This window comes from Janthinobacterium aestuarii (assembly GCF_046113285.1).
In the GTDB taxonomy this organism is placed as follows: Bacteria; Pseudomonadota; Gammaproteobacteria; order Burkholderiales; family Burkholderiaceae_D; genus Janthinobacterium.
Genome location: NZ_CP142524.1, coordinates 1,687,339 through 1,711,108, shown reverse-complemented (window position 1 = coordinate 1,711,108; position 23,770 = coordinate 1,687,339). Strand labels below are relative to the sequence as shown.

Below are 23,770 nucleotides of genomic sequence, written 5' to 3'. Positions count from 1 at the left end.
TTGATTGAGATCCTGATGCCACTGCCAAAATTACCGAGCAAGCCAGCCACCATCCTGGCCACCCAAGATTACCCAACCGCAGGCGCAGCGCGCCCGGCCACCAAAACCCCGGCAGCCAAGAAAGTGGCTGCACCGATCATTGAAGCGGCGATCGCCGAAGTTGCCAAGCCGGTCCGCAATGCGGCCACGAAGATCAAGCAAGTGGCGGCCCTGATGGTCGCCAAGCCAGTGCCAGCCCCGGCGCCGGTTGCGGCCGCGCCTGCCGCCGTTGCCGCGCCTGCAGCGAAAGCCAAGCCGGCGGCAAAAGGCAAGGTCACGCCGATCAAGCCCGTCAAGCAGGCAGAGCAGCCGCATCCGGCCAAGCACAAGCCTGTGGAAGTGCAGCTCAAGTCGTCCGCCAGCCGCGCCGCCGATCAGCGCGGCATCAGCAAGCTGTTCGTGCTCGACACGAACGTGCTGATGCACGATCCATCGTCGCTGTTCCGCTTCGAGGAACACGATGTGTACCTGCCGATGATGACCCTGGAAGAGCTGGACAACCACAAAAAGGGCATGACGGAAGTGGCCCGCAATGCGCGCCAGGTGTCGCGCACGCTCGATGCCCTGATCAGCAACACGGATGACGACGCCATCGAACACGGCATCCTGCTGTCCAAGCTGGGCAACAAGGACGCCAAGGGCCGTCTGTTCTTCCAGACACGTTTGCAAAGCGCCGACCTGCCGGCAGGCTTGCCAGTGGGCAAGGCCGACAACCAGATCCTGGCCGTCGTGCGTTCGCTCGAGTCGGAACAGGAAGGCCGCCCCGTCGTGCTGGTGTCGAAAGACATCAACATGCGCATCAAGGCGCGCGCCCTGGGCTTGCCGGCCGAAGATTACTTCAACGACCATGTGCTGGAAGACACGGACTTGCTGTACTCGGGCATCGTGCAATTGCCGGACGACTTCTGGAACAAGCACGGCAAGGACATGGAGTCGTGGCAGGAAAGCAAGAACGGCTACAGCTCCACCTTCTACCGCGTGACGGGCCCGTTCATTCCATCGCTGCTGGTCAACCAGTTCATCTACCTGGAACCGAAAAACGGCGAAACGCCGTTCTACGGCCAGGTGAAGCAGATCAACGGCAAGACGGCCGTGCTGCAAACCCTGCGCGACTTCAGCCACACGAAGAACAATGTGTGGGGCGTGACGGCGCGCAACCGCGAGCAGAACTTCGCGCTGAACCTGCTGATGAATCCGGAATGCGATTTCGTCACCCTGCTGGGTCAGGCCGGTACCGGCAAGACCCTGCTGGCCCTGGCCGCCGGCCTGGCGCAAGTGCTGGAAACCAAGCTCTACAATGAAATCATCGTCACCCGCGTGACGGTGCCCGTGGGCGAAGACATCGGTTTCCTGCCAGGCACGGAAGAAGAAAAGATGTCGCCATGGATGGGCGCCTTCGACGACAACCTGGAAGTGCTGAACAAGTCCGACTCGGATGGCGGCGAATGGGGCCGCGCGGCAACGCAAGACCTGATCCGTTCGCGCATCAAGATCAAGTCGCTCAACTTCATGCGCGGCCGCACGTTTGTGAACAAGTTCCTCATCATCGATGAAGCGCAAAACTTGACGCCAAAACAGGTCAAGACCCTGGTCACGCGCGCCGGCCCCGGCACGAAGATCCTGTGCCTGGGCAACATCGCCCAGATCGACACGCCGTACCTGACGGAAGGCTCGAGCGGCCTGACCTACGTGGTCGACCGCTTCAAGGGCTGGACGCACAGCGGCCACGTCACCCTGGCACGCGGCGAGCGTTCGCGTCTGGCCGACCACGCCAGCGAAGTGCTGTAAATTATAGCGGGCGGCGCAAGCTGCCCATTCATTCGAAGCCCCGGCTGCAGCGATGCAGGCGGGGCTTTTTTCACGTGCGCGACTTTTTCCTGCGGCATGTTCTAATACCGCTCCTTTCTTTCTGAACACCTTGCCGATGCCTCCCGCCCTGCAGTTGCTGCTCTGCTTCATCGTTTTCATGCTCCTCCACATTTCCGTCATGGCGGCCTGCGCCAGGCTGTTCGGCATCACGGTGCGCAGCATCAGCTATGGCGTCGGTCCCACCCTGCTGACCTGGGGCAAAGTGCGCGTCAAGCTGCTGCCCCTGGCCGGCAATCTGGTGCTGAAAGATACGCGTGAGGAAACGCTGTATGACGACGATCCCTGCCTTGACGCCTACAACTTCCAGCCGCTGTGGAAGCAGGTGCTGCTGCCATTGAGCGGCGTGGCCGTGCTGCTGGCCTTGTCACTGGGCATCATGGGAGCCTCGGGCTGGGAGCGCTTTATCGCCGCCTTCGGGCACATCGTCGCTGGCGCGCTGGCGCCGTTGTCGGGGGCGCAGGAATTGCTGGGTGCAGGGGAGCTATTTGCCCGTACGCATGGCTTTGCGCCGGTGTTCGCCCTGTTCTCGCTGAAACTGTGCGCCTTTAATCTGCTGCCGTTTGCCGGTCTGAATGGGGGCCAGGCGCTGCTGGCCATCGCGCGCGGCGGCAAGCCGTATGTGGCGTGGGAAGAGACGGCAGCAAAATGGCTGTTGCTGCCGGGGCTGGCGATCTTGCTGGCGTGGGTGGCGGCGTTCGGCTGGTATGGCTGGCAGGCGCTGGGGGCGTAAGGAAACGCCCCCAAGGTCGCCCGGTCAGCCGACCAGCACCAGCTTGCGGTTGACGAATTCCATGATGCCCAGGTCGGACAATTCGCGGCCGTAACCCGAATGTTTCACGCCGCCAAATGGCAGTTCAGGCGCCGTGACGGCGGGCGAGTTGATGAATACCATGCCCGTGTCGATGCGGCTGGCCATGCGTTTGCCGCGCGCGACGTCTGCCGTGATGATGGTGCCACCGAGGCCGAAGGGAGAATCGTTGGCCAGGGCGATCGCCGCGTCGTCATCCTTGACGCGGAAAATCATGGCGACGGGGGCAAAGAATTCCTGGTAGTAGACGGGATTGCCAGGCGTGACTTCGGTGAGAATGGTCGGCGCCATGAAGTAGCCGGCGCGCTCGATGCGCTTGCCGCCCAGCAGCACTTTCGCGCCGCCTTCCACGGCCTGGCCGACTTGCTTGACGGCCAGCTCCAGCGCCGATTTGCTCGACAGCGGCGCCAGGGTCGTGGCGGCATCCATCGGGTCGCCTGGCTGCAGCTTGGCCAGTTCGGCCTGGAAGCGCTCGACAAAGGTATCGGCAATGCTGTCGAGCAAGATAAAGCGTTTCGAGCCGTCGCACACCTGGCCCGCATTCTGGATGCGGCCGATGACGGCCAGCTTGACGGCCAGGTCCATGTCGGCGTCGTCCAGCACGATGAAGGCGTCGCTGCCGCCCAGTTCCATCGTGGTTTTCTTCAGGGCCTTGCCGGCCGTGGCCGCCACGGAGGCGCCGGCACGCTCGCTGCCCGTCAGCGCCACGCCCTGCACGCGCGGGTCGGCAATGGCGGTGGCCACTTGCTCGCTGGACAAGAATGCGTTGCTGTAGGCGCCTGCCGGCGCGCCCGCGTCAAGGAACAGTTTTTCAAAGGCCAGTGCGCACTGGGGCACGTTGGACGCGTGCTTCACTACCAGGGTATTGCCCGCCATCAAATTCGGACCCGCAACCCTGGCCAGCTGGTAATACGGGAAATTCCACGGCTCGACGCAGAAGATCACGCCCAGCGGCGCGATTTCCACGCTGGCCTCGCCGCGCTTGACGTCAAGTTGTTTGGGAGCGAGAAATTGCTCAGCATTATCCGCGTAGTAGTCGAGGATTTTCACGCACAGCGACACTTCCTGCTGCGCTTCCTTGAACAGCTTGCCCATTTCCACGGTGATCAGCTTGGCGAAGGCATCGCCTTGTTCCTTCAGCAGCATGGCCGCTTTCTTGACGACTGCCTTGCGCTCGGCAAAGCTGCGCTGGCGCCAGTCGCTCTCGAAAGCAGTGGCTGCCTGGGCCAGTATATTGTCCATTTGCGCATCGTTATGCGGTGTGAAGGTCTGCTCGATCTGTTCGCTGTAGGGATTCGTGGTCTGATAGCTCATCTGGTTTCCTTGGTCTTGGCACCCCGGGACTGCGTGGGGTAGCTGGGCAGTATGCTGGCGGACGCGCCGCGCGACAGTACGCACGCGAACATAGTGGACTATGGCCGCAGGCGTCATGGCGGCCACGGTACGCACCAGCCGATCTCCCTCTCTGTCACGTGCCGCCATGCATGCGGGCTTGCCGCTATTATTTTTTGCAGACCTGTCGTATGCTCGAGTCAGTGCCGCAAGGCAAACGGCAAAGGAAGCAATATTTTCACCTTCGACACCTGCGGCAAGCACCTGGCCCTGTGGGCGATCCGCGTCTACCAGCGCCATCTATCTCCCTGGAAAGGATTTCGCTGCGCCTACCGCGTGCTGACGGGGCGCGACAGCTGCTCCGCCTATGGCTACAAGGTCATCGCGCGTCACGGCTTGCGCCCGGGATTGGCGCTGCTGCAACGGCGTCTGCGCGCCTGCGGCGAACGCCATCGCCGATACCTGGCGCTGCATCCGCAGACGCGGCGCAGTGCGCGCCGCCAGGCGCAGGCGGGATTTTGCGACTGCGACGTACCTCTGCTGGACTGCGCTTGCGACTGCGCCGACGTGGCCAGCCTGGCTGATTGCTCCCGGCCGGGCCGCGGCAAGAACACGACATGGTTCCGCAACGACTATACAGCCAGTGCCGCACTGAAACGGCAGCAGGAAGAACACCGCAAGAAGATCAGGCAGCGACAGGAATCGGATAGCTAAATTCACACAACAACCTACAAATGAAATATTCATTCATGAAATGAATAATACCCATTATCACTGTGAATTGGCTGGAAACGGATCGGCGGCCTATACTTAAACCGTCTCCCCTACACTGCTTCCCATGCACACCCTGCTCAGCCCGCATACATCGCGGGCTTTTTGTTCCCGGCCATTGCCACTGCATCTTTCCTCTTTTACCGATCACCGGGCCCGCCGTTCCCCGCCAGCCCAGCCTCCAGCAAGGAGCGCAGCATGATCGTGCGCGAGCGTCCTTCGGCCCTAAGGCTGTTCCTCGTGGTGCGCGGCTCCGTCCTGCCGCGCATCCGCACCACGCTCATCGTCAATACCCTGATCGCCACCCTCGTCACCTGGTGCCACGGCACCTTGTTCGACCACAAGGTGATCTTGACCACCATCCCGTTTACGCTGATCGGCTTGCCGCTGGCCATCTTCCTGGGCTTTCGCAACACGGCCGCCTATGACCGCTACTGGGAAGCGCGCAAGCTGTGGGGCGAACTGGTCTTGCGCAGCCGTAATTTCTCGCGCCAGTGCCAGACCATGATACGCGGCAACACGCCCGCCCACGCGAGGCTGGGCCTCGATGACGTGCGCGTGCGCATGATTTACCGCACCATCGCCTTTTGCCACGCCCTGCGCCACCAGCTGCGCGACACGCGCGGACCGGCCGACTTGCAGCCGCTGCTGCGCCCGGCCGAATGGGAAGCGGCTTGCCAGGCATCGAATCCATCGGACTATCTGATGCTGCAGATGGGCCACGACCTGGCCGACTGCGTCCGGCAAGGCCGCATCGACAGCATCCTCACCGCACAGATCGATAACACGGTCTCGGCCATGGTAGCGGCAGGCGCGTCGTGCGAACGCATCCGCAGCACGCCGATTCCGTTTTCGTATTCGCTGCTGTTGCACCGCACAGCCTATCTGTACTGCTTCCTGCTGCCGTTCGGCCTCGTTGACTCGCTCGGTTTCATGACGCCGTTCGTCGTCGCCATCGTTGCCTACACTTTCTTTGGCCTCGATGCCTTGGGCGACGAGATCGAGGAGCCGTTCGGCGAAGACGCCAACGACCTGCCGCTGTCGGCCATGTGCCGCGCCATCGAAATCAGCTTGCGCGAATCCGTGCAGGACGAGAACGTGCCGCCGCCCATGCAAGCGGACGATTTCCTGCTGAATTGATGCGCACGCCAGCTTCCCCTTGACCTTCCCACCGGGGCAAGGCTTACAGTAGACGTACCTAATCATTCAAGGAGTGCTTGCCATGTATCAGTTACAAGTTGAAAACATGAGCTGCGGCCATTGCGTCGGCTCGGTCACGAAAGCGGTGCAGGCCATCGATCCGCAAGCCCAGGTGCAGATCGACCTGGCCAGCAAGCGCGTCACGGTGGAATCACCCGCCGAACTGGGCGCCATCAGCGCCGCCATCGTGGAGGCGGGCTACCCCGTTACCAGCGCGCAGTAACAGCCACAGCAGCATTACGACAGCCGGCCTTTGCGCCGGCTGTTTTTTTATCCGTCCAGCTCGGGGTAGTGGCGGAAGATGCCTTCTTCATTGAACGCAATTCTGCGCTTCGACTGCAGGTAGCGGGCGATGTTCGGCCGCGCCGCCACCATATCGTGCAGCTCGGACAGGAACGGATATTCGGGTGCCAGGCGCGCCATGGCTTGCGGAAACGCATAACGCAAGCCGGCCAGCATCTGGAACAGCGACAGGTCGCCATACGTGAGCTTTGCGCCCACCAGATACTGGCCTCGGCTGCGATTATTCAGCAGGACCTGGGTGAAATAATCGAGGAATTTCGGCAGCCGTGTTTCGCGGAAATCCGCGCTGCGCAGCATGGCCGCCTGTTTCTGTTCCTCATAATATTGATTCATCGACAGCGGATGGTGCGTGTCGTGCACTTCCGTCAGCCAGTCGGCCATGGTCAGTTGCAGCTGGTTCAGCCATAAACGGCCGCTTTCCGCGCGCGGTGCCAGGCCCAGGCGGCGGCCCAGATACAAGAGGATATTCGTCGTCTGGCCGATCAGCATGTCGCCGTCGCGCAGCACGGGCGGTGCGTAGGCGGCCTGTGGCGTAGCACCGCCATCGAGGCAGGCCAGCATGGCGGGAACGCCTTGCCCCTTGCGTTCAGGCAAACGGGCGATATCGCGGTAGTCGGCACCCGCCTCTTCCAGGGCCAGGCGGATGAATTCGCCGCGTCCCTGTATCGTGGGCCAGTAATACAGTTCATACGCCATACGCACCTCCGTTGATTTAACTCAATGGCAGCAAGCCTTCGCTTCCGTGTCGCTGGCCAGCCCCAGGCTTTGCAGGATGGGGCAATCGGGCTTGTCATCGCCATGGCACGACTGCGCCAGGTGGGCCAGCGTGTCGCGCATTTCCGTCAGTTCGGCGATGCGCTTGTCGAGCTCGGCGACGTGGGCCAGGGCGATGCCTTTCACGTCAGCGCTGGCGCGCTGGTCGTTTTGCCACAGCGACAGCAGCTCGCGGATCTGCTCCAGCGAAAAACCCAGCCCCCGCCCGCGCTTGATGAAGCGCAAGGCGTGCAAGTCGTTCGGCGTGTAGATGCGGTAACCGGCGTCGCTGCGCGCGCTGGGTTTTAACAATGAAATACTCTCGTAGTAGCGTATCATTTTTGCCGATACGCCCGTTTCACTGGCTGCCTGGCCGATATTCATCCTATGACTCCTTGGTATGCGCGCGACCTGAATGACTGCGGGCTTTCCAGCGGCGCAGCAACAGGGCATTGCTGATCACGCTGACGGAACTGAAGGCCATCGCCGCGCCCGCCACCATGGGGTTGAGCAAGCCGAAGGCGGCCAGCGGAATGCCGATCAGGTTGTAAATGAAGGCCCAGAACAGATTCTGCCGTATCTTGCTGTAGGTGCGGCGCGAGATATCGATGGCGTCCGCCACCAGGGCCGGATCGCCGCGCATCAGCGTGATGCCGGCCGCATGCATGGCCACGTCCGTGCCCGTCGACATGGCGATGCCCACGTCGGCAGCGGCCAGCGCGGGCGCATCGTTGATGCCGTCGCCCACCATGGCCACCTTCGCGCCCTCGCCTTTCAGCGCAACAATTTTAGCGGTTTTATCGGCCGGCAGCATTTTCGCCGCCACCGTGTCGATGCCCAGCAGCTTGCCGACGGCGTCGGCGCTGCCTTGGTTATCCCCGGTCAACATCACCGTGCGGATGCCCAGGCTGTGCAAATGGGCAATAGCCGCCTGCGCATTCGGCTTGACCTGGTCGCTGAAGGCGAACAGGCCCAGCAGTTCCGATCCCGAAGCCAGCCACGAGATCGTATTGCCCGTGTTTTCCAGCGACAAGGCTTGTGCCGCCAGCGGTGCCATGTCCACGTTTAACTCCTGCATCAGGCGCGTGCTGCCCAGTTTCAGGTCCAGGCCGTCGACATGCGCCGCCAGGCCACGGCCCGGCAAGGCCGCCAGGGCCGTGGCCGGCAAGGGCTCGACGTGGCGCGCGCTGGCCGCATCCAGCACGGCAGTAGCCAGGCTGTGTTCGCTGCCGCGCTGGATGCTGGCCGCCAGCTGCAACAGCCGGGCATCGTCGATGCCGTGCGCATGCAGGGCCGCCAGCGCTGGTTTACCGATGGTCAGGGTGCCCGTCTTGTCGAATACGACGGTATTGACGGCGTGCGCCACTTCCAGCGCTTCCGCATCCTTGATCAGGATGCCGTAGCGGGCGGCCACGCCCGTGCCGGCCATGATGGCCGTCGGCGTGGCCAGGCCCAGCGCGCACGGGCAGGCGATGACCAGCACGGCCACTGCATTGATGATGGCGTTCTCCAGCTCGCCGGTGGCGAACCACCAGCCCAGCATGGTCAGCAGCGCCAGCACCAGCACCACGGGAACAAAAATCGCGCTGACCTTGTCGACCAGATGCTGGATGGGCGCCTTGGCGGCCTGCGCGTCTTCCACCAGGCGGATGATGCGCGACAAGGTCGTCTCGCCGCCCACGGCCTGGGTACGTACCAGCAACAAACCATCGGCATTGATGGCGCCGCCCGTCACCTTGTCGCCCGGATGCTTATCGACCGGCAAGCTTTCGCCCGTGATCAGCGACTCGTTGACCTGGCTGGCGCCTTCCACCACCACGCCATCGACGGCCACCCGTTCACCGGGGCGGATGACCACCAGGTCGCCCACTTTCACCTGTTCCACGGGCAAATCGAGCTCGACGCCGTCGCGGCGCACGCGGGCCGCCTCCGGGCGCAAGACTTGCAGCGCGCGGATGGCCGAAGCCGTCTGGCGCTTGGCGCGGCTTTCCAGCCATTTGCCCAGCAACACCAGCGTGATGACGACGGCCGACGCTTCAAAGTACAGGTGCGGCAGCATCTCGCCCGCCGTCAGCCATTGATAGACGGACAAGCCATACGCGGCGCTCGTGCCCAGCGCCACCAGCAAATCCATATTGCCGCTGCCGGCGCGCGCCGCCTTCCAGCCCGCCTTGTAGAAACGCGCACCAAAGTAAAACTGCACGGGCGTGGCCAGCGCGAATTGCAGCCAGCCGGGCAGCATCAAATGGATGCCGGCCCACTCGAACAGCATGGGCAGCATCAATGGCAAGGCCAGAACGGCCGCGAACGCCACTTTCATGCCGTCGCGGTTGGGCGCCGCCGCGGGCGCGCTGGCGTGGCTGGCGGCGGGCACCGTGGCGGCATAGCCGGCCTGGTCGATGGCGGCGATCAGGACGCCCGCATCGGCGTCGCCCGTCACCTTGACGCGCGCGCTTTCCGTGGCCAGGTTGACGCTGGCGGCCAGCACGCCGGGCACTTTCAGCAGGGCTTTTTCCACCCGGCCCACGCACGAGGCGCACGTCATGCCGGCGATGCTCAGGTCGATCTCGCGCTGCGCCACCGCATAGCCGGCCTTGTCCACGGCCGCCTGCAAGGTGGCCAGCGGAACGTTCTGGCTGGACGCCACCCTGGCCGTATCGGTGGCCAGGTTGATGCTGGCGCTGGTCACGCCCGGCACGGCCGCCAGCGCCTTTTCAACGCGGGCCACGCACGAGGCGCAGGTCATGCCTTCGACCGTGAACGATTGCAAATAAGGGGAAGCTGGCTGCATGGCGCTGATCCTGTAGATAAGAGGTGATGTCTACAGGATCGTCCCTACCATGATGGGAAGGTCAAGCGAAACTTAGCGTACTTCGCAGTCGACGTTGTTCGACTTGCCGGGCGTGGTACTGCTGGCGGTCGGGGGCATGCTGGAATTGAACACGGGCGGCGGCGCAAACTTTATGCCCGGATTGGCCGGCAGCACCACCGGCGGCTGCCGGAAATTCGGCGTATAGCCGAACTGGCCGGCGCTGAAATTGAGTGTGTCGGCAGGATTGGTCAAATTGATCAGGCCATCGAGCACTTGCACATACAGGCCGGGAGCCCGAGGCATCGACGATGCAGGCGCCGACAGTGCAGGCGTCGACAGTGCAGGCGTCGACGGGCCAATATACTCGGCAATAAATGTCGTGCCGCGAATGCCGATGGTGGCGGCCGGCGTCTTCATCTCGAAGCGCTCCTTGTTGCGCTTGCCCAGCAGCCCCGTGACGGAACGCAAGCCCCCCTTGAGCAGGCTGAAGATGGCGTGGTCGCCATCGGGCTGCTCGGCCGTATAGCTGAATTGCTCGATCACAAAACTGGTATTCGGTTTCAAGGTGATTTCGCTATTGTCGATCAGCTTGATCAAGGCATAGGTCTCCTTTTCCGTCAGCAAGGTGTCGCCCTGCTCGACTTCCGACTTGATGGCCAGGATCTTCACCTTGCCATCGGCCTTCTTCGCCATCAGCGGACCACTCAATTGCATGACGGTACCGGCCACCTGGCCGGCCCAGGCATGCGCGCCCACGCACATCAAGGCCAGCCACAAGAAAGCCTTAATTGCAGTACATTTTTTTAACAGATTCATTTTTTGTAGGTCCTGTTGAGTCACCTGCGGAGGCGGTAACATCCTTGTCGTCCGGTACCTTGTCAGCAGGCTTGGCCGGCAGTTTGGAAACGAGCGGGACGTTGGCATAGTCGGCCTGCTTGATGACGTTCAATGTGTTATTGATGATGACGTTGATGATCACGGGCTGTTCGACGGTCGTGACGGGCAGGAAAATGGCGTCCGCCATGCTGACCGTGCCATTCGGCGCCTGCAAGCCGACGCTGGTGCGCTGGCGATTGATGCGCACGCCCTGCGTGCCCGTGATGCTGCCCGTTTTCGCCAGCACGCTCATGCTGGCAGCGGCCGGCGAAGTGAAACTTGCCGTGTCCGCAAACAGCACATTGCCTTCTGCGCTGGCGGTAAAATTGCCGCCGCTGGCTACGCGGGAGTTGCCCTTGATACTGATGTCGCGTCCCGCCGCCAGGCTGATGTCGCGCGCCGCTACCAGCTGCGCGCCATCGCCCAGCAGTACGTCCGTGCTGGCATTGAGCGCGATGTCATTGCCCGCGATCCTGCCGTTGACGGTAACGGGGCTGTGCGCCGTCACGCTGACGTTGCCGCCATGCGCATCGATATTGCCAGCATTGACGCCGCCCGTGTTGTCGATGGCGATATTGCCCGCGCCAGTGGTCAGCGTTCCTAGCGCCAGGGTGCCTGGCGCCGAGGTATTGTTCAGCGCAATGCCGCCCCCGGCACGATTGCTGGCGCTAAAACTGCTTACCTGATTGCCCGCATTACTCAGCACGATGCCGTCGCGCGCCTGCGCGGTCAGGCTGCTGGCGAGCACCGCACCGTCCTGGCCGATGGCGCCGTTCAAGGCGCTCAGCTGCACATCGTTGGCCGCCAGGCTGGCGAAGCGCAAGTCGCCAGCCGCTTGCGTGATGGCCAGCTGGCCTGCCAGCCGGATGGCACCGGCAGTCTGATTAAAGCTGTTGGCGACGAGCAAGTTGCCATTGCCGCTCAACACGCCGCCGCCTTGCACGTAACGATCCGCCGACAGGCTGCCGTTCAGCAACAGGCTGCCGCCGTTGACTTCCAGGCTGGCCAGCAGGGAACTATCCGGCGCCTTGTCACCGAGGGTCAGGCTGCCGCCCGTCAGCAATAAGCCCGCGGACGCCGTCAGGTTTTTCAGGATGGTGTTGCCGGCCGCCGCGCTGTAGGTCACGATGCCCTTGCTGTTGCTAAAGTCGACAGCCAGTACGTTCGCGCCTTCCGGCACCACGCCGCCGTCCCAGTTGGCCGCATCGCTCCACAAGCCGCTGCCGCTGCCTACCCAGGTCGACAATTGTTTTTGCGCAATCGTCGCCTGCGTCGTGCCGCCCGTCGAGGTCAGCAGGTAATTACCCGCATCGGCGCCGCCCAGGCTCAGGTTCGTCACGAATACCGTCTTGCCCGCGCCCGCATTCTTGTCGCTGAAGCTGGCCAGGGCCGACAGGTCCAGGCGGTCACCGGCAACCCGGTCATCGCCAAAACCCAGCGCGGCGCCCGTCGTGCCGTCATAGACCTTGTTGACGCCGTTAAATTGCACGTTGAGGGTGCGCGGCGTGATGGCGAAAGTCGTCGTGCCGCCCATGGTGATGTCGTACTTGGTCGACCACAGGCCCGTCGCTGCATAGCTGCCCACGTTGCGCGCGTTGCTGCCGTAGCCGAGGCTGCCATTCACGCCCGTGTCGCCGTCGATCAATCCCACATAGGCGATCGAACCGAGGAAGGCGGCAAGCTGGCCATCGTAGACCTTGCCCGTGGCATTGCCCGAGAGGTTCACTTGCAGCGGCTTGAGGAAAGCCTTCAGCATCGGCGTCGTGTAGCCTTCGTAAATGCGCCACACGCTGCTGAAATTGTAGTCGCTGAAGCTGCCCTGCTGCCGCATCTGCGCCGTGCTGCGGCCGCTGGAGCCGCCGCCACCGGTCTGCACCAGCGATGTTTCATAATTGAAAAAACCATAGCTGAACGGGGAACCGGCGGACACGCGGCCGGCCACCGCGCCCACGGACGCGTAGCCGTCGCCGCTCACGGCGCCGCTGCTGAAGACATGGCTGACGCTGCCCGTGCTTTCACCGACCAGCCCGCCCATGTTTTCCATGGACAGGATGGGATCGGCGGTAACGGCCCGGCCCACGGCGCCGCTGGCATATGCATCGTCGATGCTGCCGCCGTTCAAGCCCACCAGGCCGCCGATGCTGCGCGCGCCGCTGACATTGCCGGTGGCATAAGACTGGCTCAGCGCGCCCTGGTTGTTGCCGACCAGGCCGCCGATCATTTCGCGCGCGCCCGTCACCACGCCGGTGGCGTACGAAGTCGCGATGCTGGCGCCGGACGCATTCGATCCCGCCAGGCCGCCGATGGCGCCGCCGTTGTCGGCATTGACGCCGGTGACGGCGCCGCTGCTGGCCGACAGCGTGATGGCGCCGCCGTTGCTGCCCACCAGGCCGCCAACATTACGCTGGCCGCTGACGGCGACGCTGCTGTTCACGCCGGATATGGTGCCGCTGACGACCTCGCCCGCCAGCGCGCCCACGTTCGCCCTGCCGGTGACGCTGCCGCCGCTCAGGGTCAGGTTGCGCAAGGTGCCGCCCTGCACGGTGCCAAACAGGCCTGCCGCCTGACCAGGCACCAGGCTGCGGTCGATTTTCAAATTGCTGAGCGTAAATCCGCCGCCATCGAACACGCCGGAAAAACCGCTGCCGCTGCCGGCGATCGGCACAAAGCCCTGGCCATCGTTCCAGTTCGCCGTGCCGCTGGCGTCGATATTGCCGGCCAGGCGATAGCTGTTGCCCAGACCGAGGCTGGCGATGCCTTGCAAGCCATAGATATCGGCGAGCAGATAAGGTGTGGCGGCACCGTCGCCGCCGGCCACGCGCAGGAAACTGGCGCCGCTGCCGATGGTGAAGTTTCTGGCGCTAAATCCTGGCAGGGCCGCCGCGTTTTGCACCCAGGCGCCGCCGTCGAGCACAAAGCTGCCGCTCACCGTCACGGCGCCCGTGGCCGTGATGGCGGAACCGGAATTGAGGTGCAGATCGCCGGTCCTGGCAAGCGCATCCGATATCCGCAAGCCGCCCGTGTTCGTGCCGTCGCCGATGGTCAGCGACGCGGCCGAGATGCCGGCCAGCTCAACCGCGTTCAAACTGAGGGCCGTACCCGATTTGGTGCCCAGGTCGATGCTGCGCGCACTGCTCAGGGGTTTGATGATGACATTTGCGCCGCCCGCCGTGCCGCCGACGTCGATGCCGCCGGCAACGGTGATATTGTCGGCCTGCAGGGTCACCGTCTGGCCGGCGATGCCGTTGCCAGCAAGCTGGCCGGCGCCGCCCGACAGATTGATGCCGCCCAGCGCGTCATTCGCGCGCAAGCTCAGATTGCCGTTGCCGACATGGACCGTGGCGGCGCCCTCGATGCTGGCGCCCGATAGCGAAATGTTGCCGCCGTTGCTGGTAATGGCCGCGTTCAGATTGACGTTCGATCCCGGGCCATAGTTGCCGCTGGTGCTAGCAGGGTCATTCGCCGACAGGGTCACATTGCCGCCGTTGGTGGTGATGGCGGCGTAGACATTGATGGTTTCGCCCGCCTGCGCGGTCAGGCTGACGCCGGAATTGAGCATGTTCACCGAACTGCTGAAATTGATGCGATGCAGGGCTTGCAAGGTGACGTCGCTGGTGGCGCCGGAGATCGTATCGGCGCCGATGCTGGTGCTGCCGGTCGACGGCATGTCGCTGAACTGATCGACATTGGCAAGGTTGCCGCCCGGTCCCTGCACCACGTCGATATCATACGGATCGAGCAGCCAGTTGCCGCGCTTGCCGCGCGCCGCGCTGGTATTGACGCGGATGCCGTCGACGGCCAGGTAATGGCCGGACGTTTCCACGAAGCCGCCGTCGCCGCCTTGCGCGCCGCCGCGCGCGGAAATGCTGCCGTGCACCTGGGCCGATTCATTGCCCCAGGCGATGACCTTGCCGCCGTTGCCGCTGACAATCGCATCGGCATTGACGCTGGCATCCTTGCCGACGAGTACTTGCCGCGCATTGTGCACGGCCGCGTTCTTGCCCTGGTAATCACCGCCCAGCAAGACCGTGCCGCCGCCCGTCGCGCCGCTGGCGTCGACCTTTGCATTGCCCAGCAAACCCACTTGCTCGCCCAGCACTTGAATCTGGCCGCCCGTGCCGGCCGACCCCGCGGCGCTGGTGACGCTGCCCGCTTCGAGCAGCGCCTTGCCGCTGGCCTTGAGCACGATCCTGCCGTTCTCGCCGACGACGGCGCTGTTGGCGTTGAGCACGCCGCGCTGGCTGACCAGCGCGCCGGCCATGCCGATGCTGCCGCCCTGGGCGATGATCTGGCCCAGGTTCAGCGCCTGGTCGGCCGGCGCAGAGACCAGTACGCGCAATTGCGGATTGCCGGGGTCGGCCAGCTGCACGCTGCGCCCGGCCGCCAGGATCACTTCGCCATTGGGCGCCGTGATGATGCCCGTGTTTTCCACGTTCGGCGCGATCAGCAGCACTTGCCCGCCCTTGCCCGCGTTAATCATGCCCGCATTGCTGACGCCGCCGGCCACGCCGCCGGCCGTGAACTGGCGCTTGCCGGCCAGGAAATCCTCATTCGTCATGCCCAGGCTGGAGGCGACCAACCCGTTCACGTCCACTTTCGCCCCCTGGCCGAAAACGATGCCGTTCGGGTTGATCAGGAAGACCTTGCCGTTCGATTCGAGCGCGCCCAGGATCTTGCTGGGGTCTTGTCCCGTAATGCGGTTCAGTACGGCGCTATTGCCGCTTTGCTGGATGAAGCGCGTGATTTCGCCCGCATGGATGGAAAAACTCTGCCAGTTGATGATGGTGTTGGGCGTGTTCGTGATCGAAAAGATGTTGCCCTGCTGGCTGAACGTGGCCTGTCCGTTGACCACCTGCGGCAAGGCGGGGTTGGCCTGCGCGGTGCCGAAACAGCCGGCCAGCAGCAGTGCCAGCGCCGTGCGGCGCAAGGGCGGCGCAAGCGGTAATGAAAAGGCGGGCGTCAGGATGAAAGCGGAGGCGTGCTGGACGTGGTTGTGCATGGTGTTCATCCTGATGCTAGTAGGCCAAGGCGAGGCGGAAATGCAGGCGGTTGGCGCCCCGCTGTCCCGTGTCGCCGCCATTGACGACATGGGCGTAATCGAGTTGCAGATTGGCGTAGCGGCTCAGCAGCAAACGCAGGCCGAGGCCGCCGCTGCTGATGCCTTGCGACGCGCTTTCGCCGGGCAGTGCATGGTTGCGGCGCAGCCAGGCCGTGTCATAAAACGCCAGCGCGCGGCACTGGTAAGCGAGCGCCTGGCCGCACCAGTTCGGCGTGTACAGCTCCAGGTTCAGGTTGACGCCCGAATCGTTCGATACCTCGCGCTCGGCAAAGCCGCGCACGGACGCGGCGCCGCCGGCGCCGAACTGCTCGCCCGGCACCAGCGCATCGGGCGTGATCTGCGCGTTGGCGAGCGCGCGCCATTGCCAGTCGCCGGCCAGCACGCGTCCCGCACTGGCGCTCAGGCGCACCGTGTTGTAGGCCGCCTTGGCGTGCGCGCGCACGCGGTCGAAATCGGCTTGCGCGCCGTGCTTGCCGCCAGGGATATTGTGCGCGAAGGTGACCGCCACGCTGGTCTCGCCCGTGGGCAAGGTCCAGTTGCCGATATAGCTGACGCTGAGCGGATGCACGGTGACGTCGGCGCCCAGTTCCATGCCGAACAGCTGCACGCTGTTGCGGTAAGCCTTGTAGTCGATGCCGTACACGAGCTTGGGTTCGAAATCGCCGCTGCGGGCAAAGTTCTGGTTGTAGCGGATGCCGGCCATGCTGCCCTGGCCGCTGACGGCCAGGTCGAAAATACCGGCCGAGACGCTGCCCGAATCGACGTTCGAATAGCTGGCAAAAAAATCCATCGAGTCGCCCAGCGCATACAGCGGCAAGTGGTAGCCGGCGCCATACACGCCCACCTTGTCCGGCTTTTCCAGGCTGCTCGTGTATTGCAGGCTGGCGACATGATCGAGGCCGAACAGATTCGCATGCTGCAGCACCACGCCCACGTGCGTCTTGCCCGTTTGCGCATTGCCCGTATTGTCCACGTTGAGCATGGCTTTCCAGGGCTTTTCATCGGCCACCGTGACGATGGCGTCGATGGCGCCCGCCGGTTCATCGGCTTGCAGGCGCACTTCGATCTTGCGCGCCGGGTTTTCATTGGCCAGCCTCAGGCTTTGCGACAGCGCCGGCAAGTTCGGCGTCTCGCCTTCGCGAAGAGACGGCAAGGCGCGCCGCACGTTGGCCTCGTCCACATGCGTATTGCCGCCGATGGCAAGCTTGCCCAGCGGCGTTTGCAGCACGCTCAGGCGCACCACGCCGCGCTCCAGTTCCTGCTCGGGCAATTGCACCTGCACGGCGCTGTAACCGCGCTCGCGGTAAGCCCCCTCCAGCGCCTCGACGGCGCGCGCGATGTCGGAAAAATCGCGCTGCGCTCCCGTGTAAGGCGCCAGCAGGGCCTGCACTTGCGCGGGCGTGAGCAGGGTATTGCCCTGGACGTCGAAGCGGCGGATCTCGAAGCGCGGCACGCCGTCGCCCTGCGTGGCAGGCGCGGCGTCATCCATGGAAACAGCGGCGCCGGCGGCGCCGACGGCGAACAGCAGCGCGGAACCCGCAAGCAGGTGCACCAAACGATATGTCATGTGAAGGATTTCTTGTGTAACCGGACAAGCGCGCGGCCCGCAGGCGCCAGCATGTCCGGCAATGGATTGAAGACAAATTTTAGACGGCTTTTAGTTTCCAGTCAGAAATTTCTAACATTTCCCCGTGTTTTTTATCGCAATGCAACAAACAATGCGCACGCAATGGTGAAAAATGCCGCAATCGCTTGCCTTTTCCGGCGAATGGCGGGCTATTTGCTGTGCAATGCTGTCACGCCATCCCAGTCCAATGGCGGTGGCGCGTTGCGGTACTGCTCCAGGCGCGCCGCGTACAGCCGGTACAGGCCATCGCCGGGAAAGTCCGCCTGCAAATGGGCCAGCTGCGCACCTGCCTGCGCCCAGTCGCGCGCGCGCAGCCGGGCCAGCACCGCGTGCCAGCGCTCGAGCTGCGCCAGTTCGGCCGCTGCGGCGCCGGCCAGCAGGCAGCGCGGCTCGAAGATGGCCACCGCTTCCTGCTTGCCCAGCACCCTGATCCGGTCGAGCTCGCGGTACAGGAAATCCGGGGCGGCCGCGCGCGTGGCCTCGCCCACCACGATGCCCACGCCATACAGCTTGCTGGCGCCTTCCAGGCGCGCGGCCAGGTTGACGCTGTCGCCCATCACGGTATAGGCGCGGCGGATGCGCGAGCCCATGTCGCCCACATGCATGGGCCCCGTATTGATGCCGATGCCGATGCGCAGCGCCGGCCAGCCGCGCGCGCAAAATTGCTGGTTCAGCCGCGCCGCGCTGGCCTGCATCAGCAGGGCGCTGGCCACGGCCCGGCTGGCGTGATCGCCAAAGGCGACGGGCGCGCCCCAGAACGCCATCACGGCGTCGCCGATGTATTTGTCCAGGGTGCCGCCATGGCTGTCGCGAATATCTTCCGACATGGCCGTCAGGTATGCGTTGATGTATTCGCGCAGCGCGGCCGGCGCCAGCTGCTCGGAAATGGCCGTGAAACCGCGCACGTCGGCAAACAGCACCGTCAGTTCGCGGTTCTCGCCCTCCATCGTGTAGCGGCGCGGATCGTCGGCCATCTCGGCCACCAGCTCGGGCGCCACGTACTCGCCGAAACGGGCCACCAGCGCGCGTCCCTTGCGCACCTCGAAAAAGTAACCCCACGCCAGGTTGGCGATGAATAGCGCAAGGATCAGCAGCAACAGCACGGCACCGCCCAGCACCAGATCGTGCACGGCGTACAGGTACAGGTTGATGCCGATGGCGGCGGCCAGCGCGGCCACGGTGGCCAGCATCACGCCGGCCGGCGGCAGCACGGCCAGGGCGCCCGCCAGCAGCAGGCCAAACAGCACGATCTGCACCAGTTCCAACGCCAGCGCGTAGTCGGGCCGCGCCTTGAAACGCCCGTCGAGCATGGACTTGATCAGGTTGGCGTGCACCTCCACCCCCGGATATTCGGCATTCACGGGCGTGGCGCGGATATCGTTCAAACCGGGCGCCGTGGTGCCCACCAGCACGATGGTGCCCTTGAGCAGCGCGGCCGGCACCGTGCCGGCCAGCACATCGGCGGCCGACACGTAGCGGAAGGCGCCGCCATCGGGGCCGCCCGCGCCGCGGTACTGCACCGTGGTCGTCAAGGCTTCGCCGACAGGAATCGCCATCGCGCCGCGCGGCGTGAACAGCATGATGTGTTCGAGGCCGCCATTGGCCAGTTCGCGCGCCGACAAGGTATCGGCCGTGCCCGTGAAACGGGGGGCGATGGCGCGCGCCTGCAGGTAGACGGCGACGGTGGCCAGCGACAGCGAAGGATAATAGCCGTCGCCGATGCGCTGCAACAGGGTCGAGGAACGTACGACGCCGTCGGCATCGGTCAGCGCCGTGAAGATGCCGGCGCCCTGCGCGGCCGCCTGCAGGGGTGCGATATTGGCTTCGTAGCCGCGCGCCACGTAGGCCGTGACCGTGCGCCCGTTCAAATCGGCGACGGTAAAGGCGGGCCTGGGCAGCACGCCCTTCCTTTGCTGCTCCGAGACGCTGTAGCCGAGCACCACGGGCTGGCCGCGCATGGCCTCGGCAAACAGGCCGTCGTAGTCCATGGCTGGGCGCAGCTTTTCCAGCTGCGCCGGCAAGCCGGCCACGCCGGCCAGTTCGCCGCGCGCCAGCCCTTGCAGCACGGCGTAACCGGAACTGGTGTCCGCTTCGGGAAACGCAATATCGAAGCCCAGCGCGGCCACGCCGTAATGGCCGGTGAGCTGGCGCACCAGGCGCGCCTGCACGTCGCGGCTCCAGGGAAAACGGCCCACGCGGGCCAGGCTTTGCTCGTCGATGTCGACGATGACGATGCGGCGGTCGAGCTGCGGCGCATCAAAGCGCATGCGCCAGTCGCCCAGCATGGCGTCAAGCCGCGCGATCGTGTCGTTGCCGGCCAGGCACAGCACGGCGGCCGCCACGCTGAGGAGCACGCCCAGCGCGAAACGCGCGCCATGCTTGCGCCAGGCCAGCGGCAGCATCACGGGGTATAGCCCGGAATGGCCGCCTCGTCGACGGCATCGATCTGGCTCGGATGCATGTGCTTTTCAGCGAAGGTCAGATAGACCTTGCTGCGGATGAAAACGTCGAACAGCTCCGGGTCGATATGGCCGTTCAGGCTGAAGTTACCGAGGATGCGCAGCGATTCGGACAGCGACTTGCCCTTTTTGTAGGGCCGGTCGCGCGCCGTCAGCGCCTCGAAAATGTCGGCAATCGCCATCAGCCGCGCCGGCACCGACATCTGCTCTTTCGTCAGCCCGCGCGGATAGCCCTTGCCATCCATGCGCTCATGGTGGCCGCCCGCATATTCGGGCACCTTTTGCAGGTGCTTGGGCCACGGCAGCGCTTCGAGCATGCGGATCGACACGCTGATATGGTTGTTGACGATGGCCCGCTCGGCCGCCGTCAGGGTGCCGGCGCGGATGGTCAGGTTTTCCGTCTCGTCGGCATCGAGAAAATCGCGCAGTTCGCCGTCGGCCGCGCGCCAGCGGCGCCGGGCGATCTGCCGCACCCTTTCCTGGTCGGCCTGCGCCATGCTCTCGCCGCCGATGTTGACCGTGCGGATGAAATCGCGCTCTTCGCGCAGCGCCGCCTGCTCCTGCTCCAGCGCGCGGGCAATGGCGTCCTTCTGTTGCGGCTGCGCGGCCTGCAGGCGCAGGGCCTCGATCTCGGCGTCGCGCAGCAGCACTTCGTAGCGCGTGTCGATCAGGGCGATGCGGTCGAAAATGGTTTCCAGCTTGGTGGCCTTGTCGACCACGTGCACGGGCGTGGTGATCTTGCCGCAATCGTGCAGCAGGCCTGCCAGCCACAGCTGCTTGCGCTCGTTGTCGCTGAGCCGGAAATCGGCCAGCGGCCCCGTTTGCGTCGCATGCGCGGCGTCGGCCAGCAACATCGTCAGCTCGGGCACGAACTGGCAGTGCCTTCCCGTGTACGGCGACTTTTCATCGATGCCGATATTGATCAGGGTAACGAGCGACTCGAGCAGCTCTTCCAGCTGAGAGATGAGCAGCTGATTCGTCAGCGCCACGCCCGCCTGCGCGGCCAGCGCCTCGATGAAGCGCTGGTCGGTGGAGGAAAAGGCGCGCACCTGGCCCGTCTCGCCATCCTTGGCATTGACCAGCTGCAGCACGCCGATCAAGTCGCCCTCGTGATCGCTCATGGGTACCGTCAGGATCGATTGCGTGTGGTAGCCATGGTGGCGGTCAAACTCGCGCATGCCGGAAAAATTGAAGACCTCGTCGCGGTAGACGTCGGCGATATTCACGCTGCGGCGCATGTTCGCCGCATACGCGGCCACCGACGCCAGGTTGGGCTGGCCGGCGCCATCGAACAGGGGTACGCCCGGCAAACCCATGTCCGCCCCCTGCGCGATGCCCAGGCTGTCGTTGACGCTGATGTCGAACGCCAGCTGGCGCCCGTCAAGCGCGGGCCGGTACAGGGTGGCGCCGTCGGCGCCGCTCATGCTTTTCGCCAGCAGCACGATGCGCTGCAGCAGCGCGCCAATGTCGCGCCCCTCACCGCCCAGGCCGTGGCCGAGCGCGACGCTGAGTTCGGTCAATTGCTCCAGTCTGTGGGCGATTTTCTCAGGGTGCAGCTGAGGCATATTGGTGGCAATCAGGTAATGGGCAAGCAAAAAAGGGGAAGTCGGCAAGCGCCAGTGTAACGGCGACCCTGCGCACTGTACATTACTTAGTCACAACAAAATGAAATTACTTTCCGTAACGCAACACGCATAAATGTTGCCGCCAATCTCATTAATTAGAATAGAATCAACAATAATTACACTGTAACAAGGTACTGAATGAAATTCACGTTCAGGGGCGTGCGCGGCTCCATCCCCTCCCCCGGCCCGCGCACGGCGCGCTATGGCGGCAACACCACGTGCATCGAGGTGCGCACGGACAACGACAGCCTGATCATTCTCGATGCCGGCAGCGGCATCTTCGCGCTGGCGCAGCAGCTGCCGCCGGGCCAGCCCGTCGACGCGCACGTCTTCATCACGCACAGCCACTGGGACCACATCCACGGCCTGCCCATGTTCTCGCCCCTGTTCGTGGCCGGCAACCGCATGCGCCTGCATGGCGCCCTGGACGGCAACAGCGGGCGCGGCATCGAGCACGTGATGGCGGTGCAGCTGCAGGGCAGTTATTTTCCCGTCAGCGAAGCGGCCATGGCGGCCTGCATCGAGTACCGCACCCTGGCGCCCGGCGAAGCCGTCGAAGTGGGCGGCGCGCGCGTGCGCGGCGCGGAAATGAACCATCCGGTGGTCAACCTCGGCTACCGCATCGACTGCGGCGGCGCCTCGCTGTTTTTCAGCGGCGACCATGAACCGTTCTACAACCTGCATCCGCCCGGCCACGCCGAGCATGCGGCCTGCGCGGCGCGCAATGCGCAGCGCCAGGCCGGCATCGATGCGCTGGTCGCCGGCGTCGATGCGCTGATCATGGATTGCTCGTACACGCGCGAGGAATACCCGGGCAAGCAGGGCTGGGGCCACGGCACCTTCGACGCCGCCTTCGACCTGGCCCTGCGCTGCGGCGCGCGGCACCTGTACTGCACCCACCACGAACCGACCCGCAGCGACGAGCAGCTCGAGGCCGTGTTTGCCGACGTGATGGGCCGCTATGCGAGCCGCCTGGCCGGCCTGCAGGTGTTCCTCGCCAGCGAGGGGCTGACGGTGGAACTGGCCGGCGCATAAAAAAAGGAACCTTACGGTTCCTTTTTTATACATGCGCCCAGTTGGCCCAAGGCCCTCTGAAAACCGTAGCGAGCAAGCCCGATATCGGATTGAGTAGCGGAGCTGTACTTTAGTACAGTGAGCAACGGAGATTCGATAGTGGGCTGCGCAGTAGGTTTGCAGAGGTGCCTTACATGATGTGGTGGCCAATCCACCAGGCCACTGCCGCCACGAACGCGGAAGCGGGAATCGTGAAGATCCAGGCCCAGACGATATTGCCGGCAACACCCCAGCGCACGGCCGACATTTTTTGCGCCGAGCCGACGCCGACGATGGCGCCCGTGATCGTGTGCGTGGTCGACACGGGAATGCCCAGCGCCGTCGAGACGAACAGGGTGATGGCGCCGCCCGTTTCGGCGCAGAAGCCGCCGACGGGTTTCAACTTGGTGATCTTCTGGCCCATGGTCTTGACGATGCGCCAGCCGCCGAACAGGGTGCCGAAGCTGATGGCCGTGTAGCACGAGATGATGACCCACATCGGCGGCATCTGGTCGTTCACGTTCGAGTAGCCGGCCGCGATCAGCAGCATCCAGATGATGCCGATGGTTTTTTGCGCATCGTTGCCGCCGTGGCCCAGGCTGTAGGCGGCTGCCGATGCCAGTTGCAAACGGCGGAACCACTTGTCGACCTTGCGCGGCGTCGAACGGACAAAAATCCACGACACGATCAGCATCATGATGGAGCCGAACACGAAGCCCAGCACGGGGGCGATGACGATAAAGGCCACGGTTTTCCACAGGCCGGCCGCGACCAGCGCGCCCGTGCCGGACTTGGCGACAGCGGCGCCCACCAGGCCGCCGATCAGGGCGTGCGAGGACGACGAGGGAATGCCGTAGTACCAGGTAAACAAATTCCAGAAGATGGCGCCCATCAGCGCGCCGAAGATCACGTACTGGTCGATCACGGCCGGGTCGATGGTGCCCTTGCCCACTGTGGCGGCCACGGTCAGCTGGTGGAACACGAAGATGGCGACGAAGTTGAACGTGGCGGCCATGGCAACCGCGGTCTGCGGTTTCAATACGCCCGTCGAGACCACCGTGGCAATCGCGTTGGCGGCATCGTGGAAGCCGTTCATGAAGTCAAACAGCAGCGCGAGGACGATCAACAGGCCTAGCACGTAGATGCTGATTTGTATGGTCATTATAGTTTCTTTTCTGATTCTG

General features: G+C 64.2%; 16 protein-coding genes. 6 read left to right on the top strand and 10 right to left on the bottom strand.

Features of this window, described 5'->3' with window-relative positions:
* Window positions 1–15: 15 nt before the first annotated feature.
* Both OX462_RS07635 and OX462_RS07630 read left to right on the top strand, forming a co-directional pair.
* Complete coding sequence (locus OX462_RS07635; protein ID WP_070219133.1) at window positions 16–1,827, top strand: PhoH family protein; 1,812 nt, start codon at window positions 16–18, stop codon at window positions 1,825–1,827.
* A gap of 52 nt (window positions 1,828–1,879) precedes the next feature.
* Entirely contained in the window at window positions 1,880–2,638 is a 759-nt protein-coding gene (locus tag OX462_RS07630) for a site-2 protease family protein (RefSeq protein ID WP_409028121.1), read from the top strand.
* A gap of 24 nt (window positions 2,639–2,662) precedes the next feature.
* Here OX462_RS07630 and OX462_RS07625 read toward each other — a convergent pair whose 3' ends face one another.
* Window positions 2,663–4,030, bottom strand: a complete 1,368-nt coding sequence (locus OX462_RS07625; protein WP_409028120.1) for an NAD-dependent succinate-semialdehyde dehydrogenase — start codon at window positions 4,028–4,030, stop codon at window positions 2,663–2,665.
* A gap of 51 nt (window positions 4,031–4,081) precedes the next feature.
* Here OX462_RS07625 and yidD point away from each other — a divergent pair, with 51 nt between their 5' ends.
* The 3 genes from yidD (at window position 4,082) to OX462_RS07610 (ending at window position 6,242) form a co-directional block, all read left to right on the top strand.
* Window positions 4,082–4,762, top strand: a complete 681-nt coding sequence (gene yidD, locus OX462_RS07620; RefSeq protein WP_409028119.1) for a membrane protein insertion efficiency factor YidD — start codon at window positions 4,082–4,084, stop codon at window positions 4,760–4,762.
* 255 nt (window positions 4,763–5,017) lie between these two features.
* On the top strand, window positions 5,018–5,959 hold the full coding sequence (locus tag OX462_RS07615; RefSeq protein ID WP_230505761.1) for a bestrophin family protein: 942 nt from the start codon (window positions 5,018–5,020) through the stop codon (window positions 5,957–5,959).
* 82 nt (window positions 5,960–6,041) lie between these two features.
* Window positions 6,042–6,242: a heavy-metal-associated domain-containing protein gene (locus OX462_RS07610; protein WP_070219128.1), complete on the top strand. Its 201-nt coding sequence runs from the start codon at window positions 6,042–6,044 to the stop codon at window positions 6,240–6,242.
* 47 nt (window positions 6,243–6,289) lie between these two features.
* Here OX462_RS07610 and OX462_RS07605 read toward each other — a convergent pair whose 3' ends face one another.
* From OX462_RS07605 to OX462_RS07570, 8 genes are all read right to left on the bottom strand, one after another.
* Complete coding sequence (locus tag OX462_RS07605; protein WP_205602270.1) at window positions 6,290–7,018, bottom strand: glutathione S-transferase; 729 nt, start codon at window positions 7,016–7,018, stop codon at window positions 6,290–6,292.
* A 21-nt stretch (window positions 7,019–7,039) separates the two neighbouring features.
* Complete coding sequence (cueR, locus tag OX462_RS07600) at window positions 7,040–7,459, bottom strand: Cu(I)-responsive transcriptional regulator (RefSeq protein WP_070219126.1); 420 nt, start codon at window positions 7,457–7,459, stop codon at window positions 7,040–7,042.
* A gap of 1 nt (window position 7,460) precedes the next feature.
* Window positions 7,461–9,866 (bottom strand): heavy metal translocating P-type ATPase, encoded by a 2,406-nt coding sequence (locus OX462_RS07595; RefSeq protein ID WP_409028118.1) that lies wholly within the window; start codon window positions 9,864–9,866, stop codon window positions 7,461–7,463.
* Between the two features lie 72 nt (window positions 9,867–9,938).
* Window positions 9,939–10,664 carry a FecR family protein gene (locus tag OX462_RS07590; protein ID WP_409028117.1) on the bottom strand — a complete coding sequence of 242 codons (726 nt, stop codon included), beginning with the start codon at window positions 10,662–10,664 and terminating at the stop codon, window positions 9,939–9,941.
* Between the two features lie 7 nt (window positions 10,665–10,671).
* A complete protein-coding gene (locus OX462_RS07585) occupies window positions 10,672–15,762 on the bottom strand; it encodes a beta strand repeat-containing protein (RefSeq protein WP_409028116.1) in 5,091 nt (1,696 codons plus the stop codon).
* A gap of 16 nt (window positions 15,763–15,778) precedes the next feature.
* Window positions 15,779–17,389: a ShlB/FhaC/HecB family hemolysin secretion/activation protein gene (locus OX462_RS07580; RefSeq protein WP_409028115.1), complete on the bottom strand. Its 1,611-nt coding sequence runs from the start codon at window positions 17,387–17,389 to the stop codon at window positions 15,779–15,781.
* Window positions 17,390–17,598: 209 nt separating this feature from the next.
* On the bottom strand, window positions 17,599–19,851 hold the full coding sequence (locus OX462_RS07575) for a CHASE2 domain-containing protein (protein WP_409028732.1): 2,253 nt from the start codon (window positions 19,849–19,851) through the stop codon (window positions 17,599–17,601).
* Window positions 19,851–21,473 carry a GAF and HD-GYP domain-containing protein gene (locus tag OX462_RS07570; protein ID WP_070221163.1) on the bottom strand — a complete coding sequence of 541 codons (1,623 nt, stop codon included), beginning with the start codon at window positions 21,471–21,473 and terminating at the stop codon, window positions 19,851–19,853. Before OX462_RS07570 ends, OX462_RS07575 begins: the two co-directional genes overlap by 1 nt.
* Before the next feature lie 198 nt (window positions 21,474–21,671).
* On the opposite strand from OX462_RS07570, the gene OX462_RS07565 reads away from it, so the two are divergent.
* Window positions 21,672–22,568: an MBL fold metallo-hydrolase gene (locus OX462_RS07565; protein WP_070290539.1), complete on the top strand. Its 897-nt coding sequence runs from the start codon at window positions 21,672–21,674 to the stop codon at window positions 22,566–22,568.
* Window positions 22,569–22,737: 169 nt separating this feature from the next.
* Here OX462_RS07565 and OX462_RS07560 read toward each other — a convergent pair whose 3' ends face one another.
* Window positions 22,738–23,751, bottom strand: a complete 1,014-nt coding sequence (locus tag OX462_RS07560; protein WP_070221141.1) for an inorganic phosphate transporter — start codon at window positions 23,749–23,751, stop codon at window positions 22,738–22,740.
* Window positions 23,752–23,770 lie beyond the last annotated feature (19 nt).

Bases quoted from the DNA above. Each gene is read 5' to 3' on its own strand.
- OX462_RS07635 (WP_070219133.1), top strand. From the start codon at position 16: ATGCCACTGCCAAAATTACCGAGCAAGCCAGCCACCATCCTGGCCACC.
- OX462_RS07630 (WP_409028121.1), top strand. From the start codon at position 1,880: ATGCAGGCGGGGCTTTTTTCACGTGCGCGACTTTTTCCTGCGGCATGT.
- OX462_RS07625 (WP_409028120.1), bottom strand. From the start codon at position 4,030: ATGAGCTATCAGACCACGAATCCCTACAGCGAACAGATCGAGCAGACC.
- yidD (WP_409028119.1), top strand. From the start codon at position 4,082: ATGCTGGCGGACGCGCCGCGCGACAGTACGCACGCGAACATAGTGGAC.
- OX462_RS07615 (WP_230505761.1), top strand. From the start codon at position 5,018: ATGATCGTGCGCGAGCGTCCTTCGGCCCTAAGGCTGTTCCTCGTGGTG.
- OX462_RS07610 (WP_070219128.1), top strand. From the start codon at position 6,042: ATGTATCAGTTACAAGTTGAAAACATGAGCTGCGGCCATTGCGTCGGC.
- OX462_RS07605 (WP_205602270.1), bottom strand. From the start codon at position 7,018: ATGGCGTATGAACTGTATTACTGGCCCACGATACAGGGACGCGGCGAA.
- cueR (WP_070219126.1), bottom strand. From the start codon at position 7,459: ATGAATATCGGCCAGGCAGCCAGTGAAACGGGCGTATCGGCAAAAATG.
- OX462_RS07595 (WP_409028118.1), bottom strand. From the start codon at position 9,866: ATGCAGCCAGCTTCCCCTTATTTGCAATCGTTCACGGTCGAAGGCATG.
- OX462_RS07585 (WP_409028116.1), bottom strand. From the start codon at position 15,762: ATGCACAACCACGTCCAGCACGCCTCCGCTTTCATCCTGACGCCCGCC.
- OX462_RS07580 (WP_409028115.1), bottom strand. From the start codon at position 17,389: ATGACATATCGTTTGGTGCACCTGCTTGCGGGTTCCGCGCTGCTGTTC.
- OX462_RS07575 (WP_409028732.1), bottom strand. From the start codon at position 19,851: ATGCTGCCGCTGGCCTGGCGCAAGCATGGCGCGCGTTTCGCGCTGGGC.
- OX462_RS07570 (WP_070221163.1), bottom strand. From the start codon at position 21,473: ATGCCTCAGCTGCACCCTGAGAAAATCGCCCACAGACTGGAGCAATTG.
- OX462_RS07565 (WP_070290539.1), top strand. From the start codon at position 21,672: ATGAAATTCACGTTCAGGGGCGTGCGCGGCTCCATCCCCTCCCCCGGC.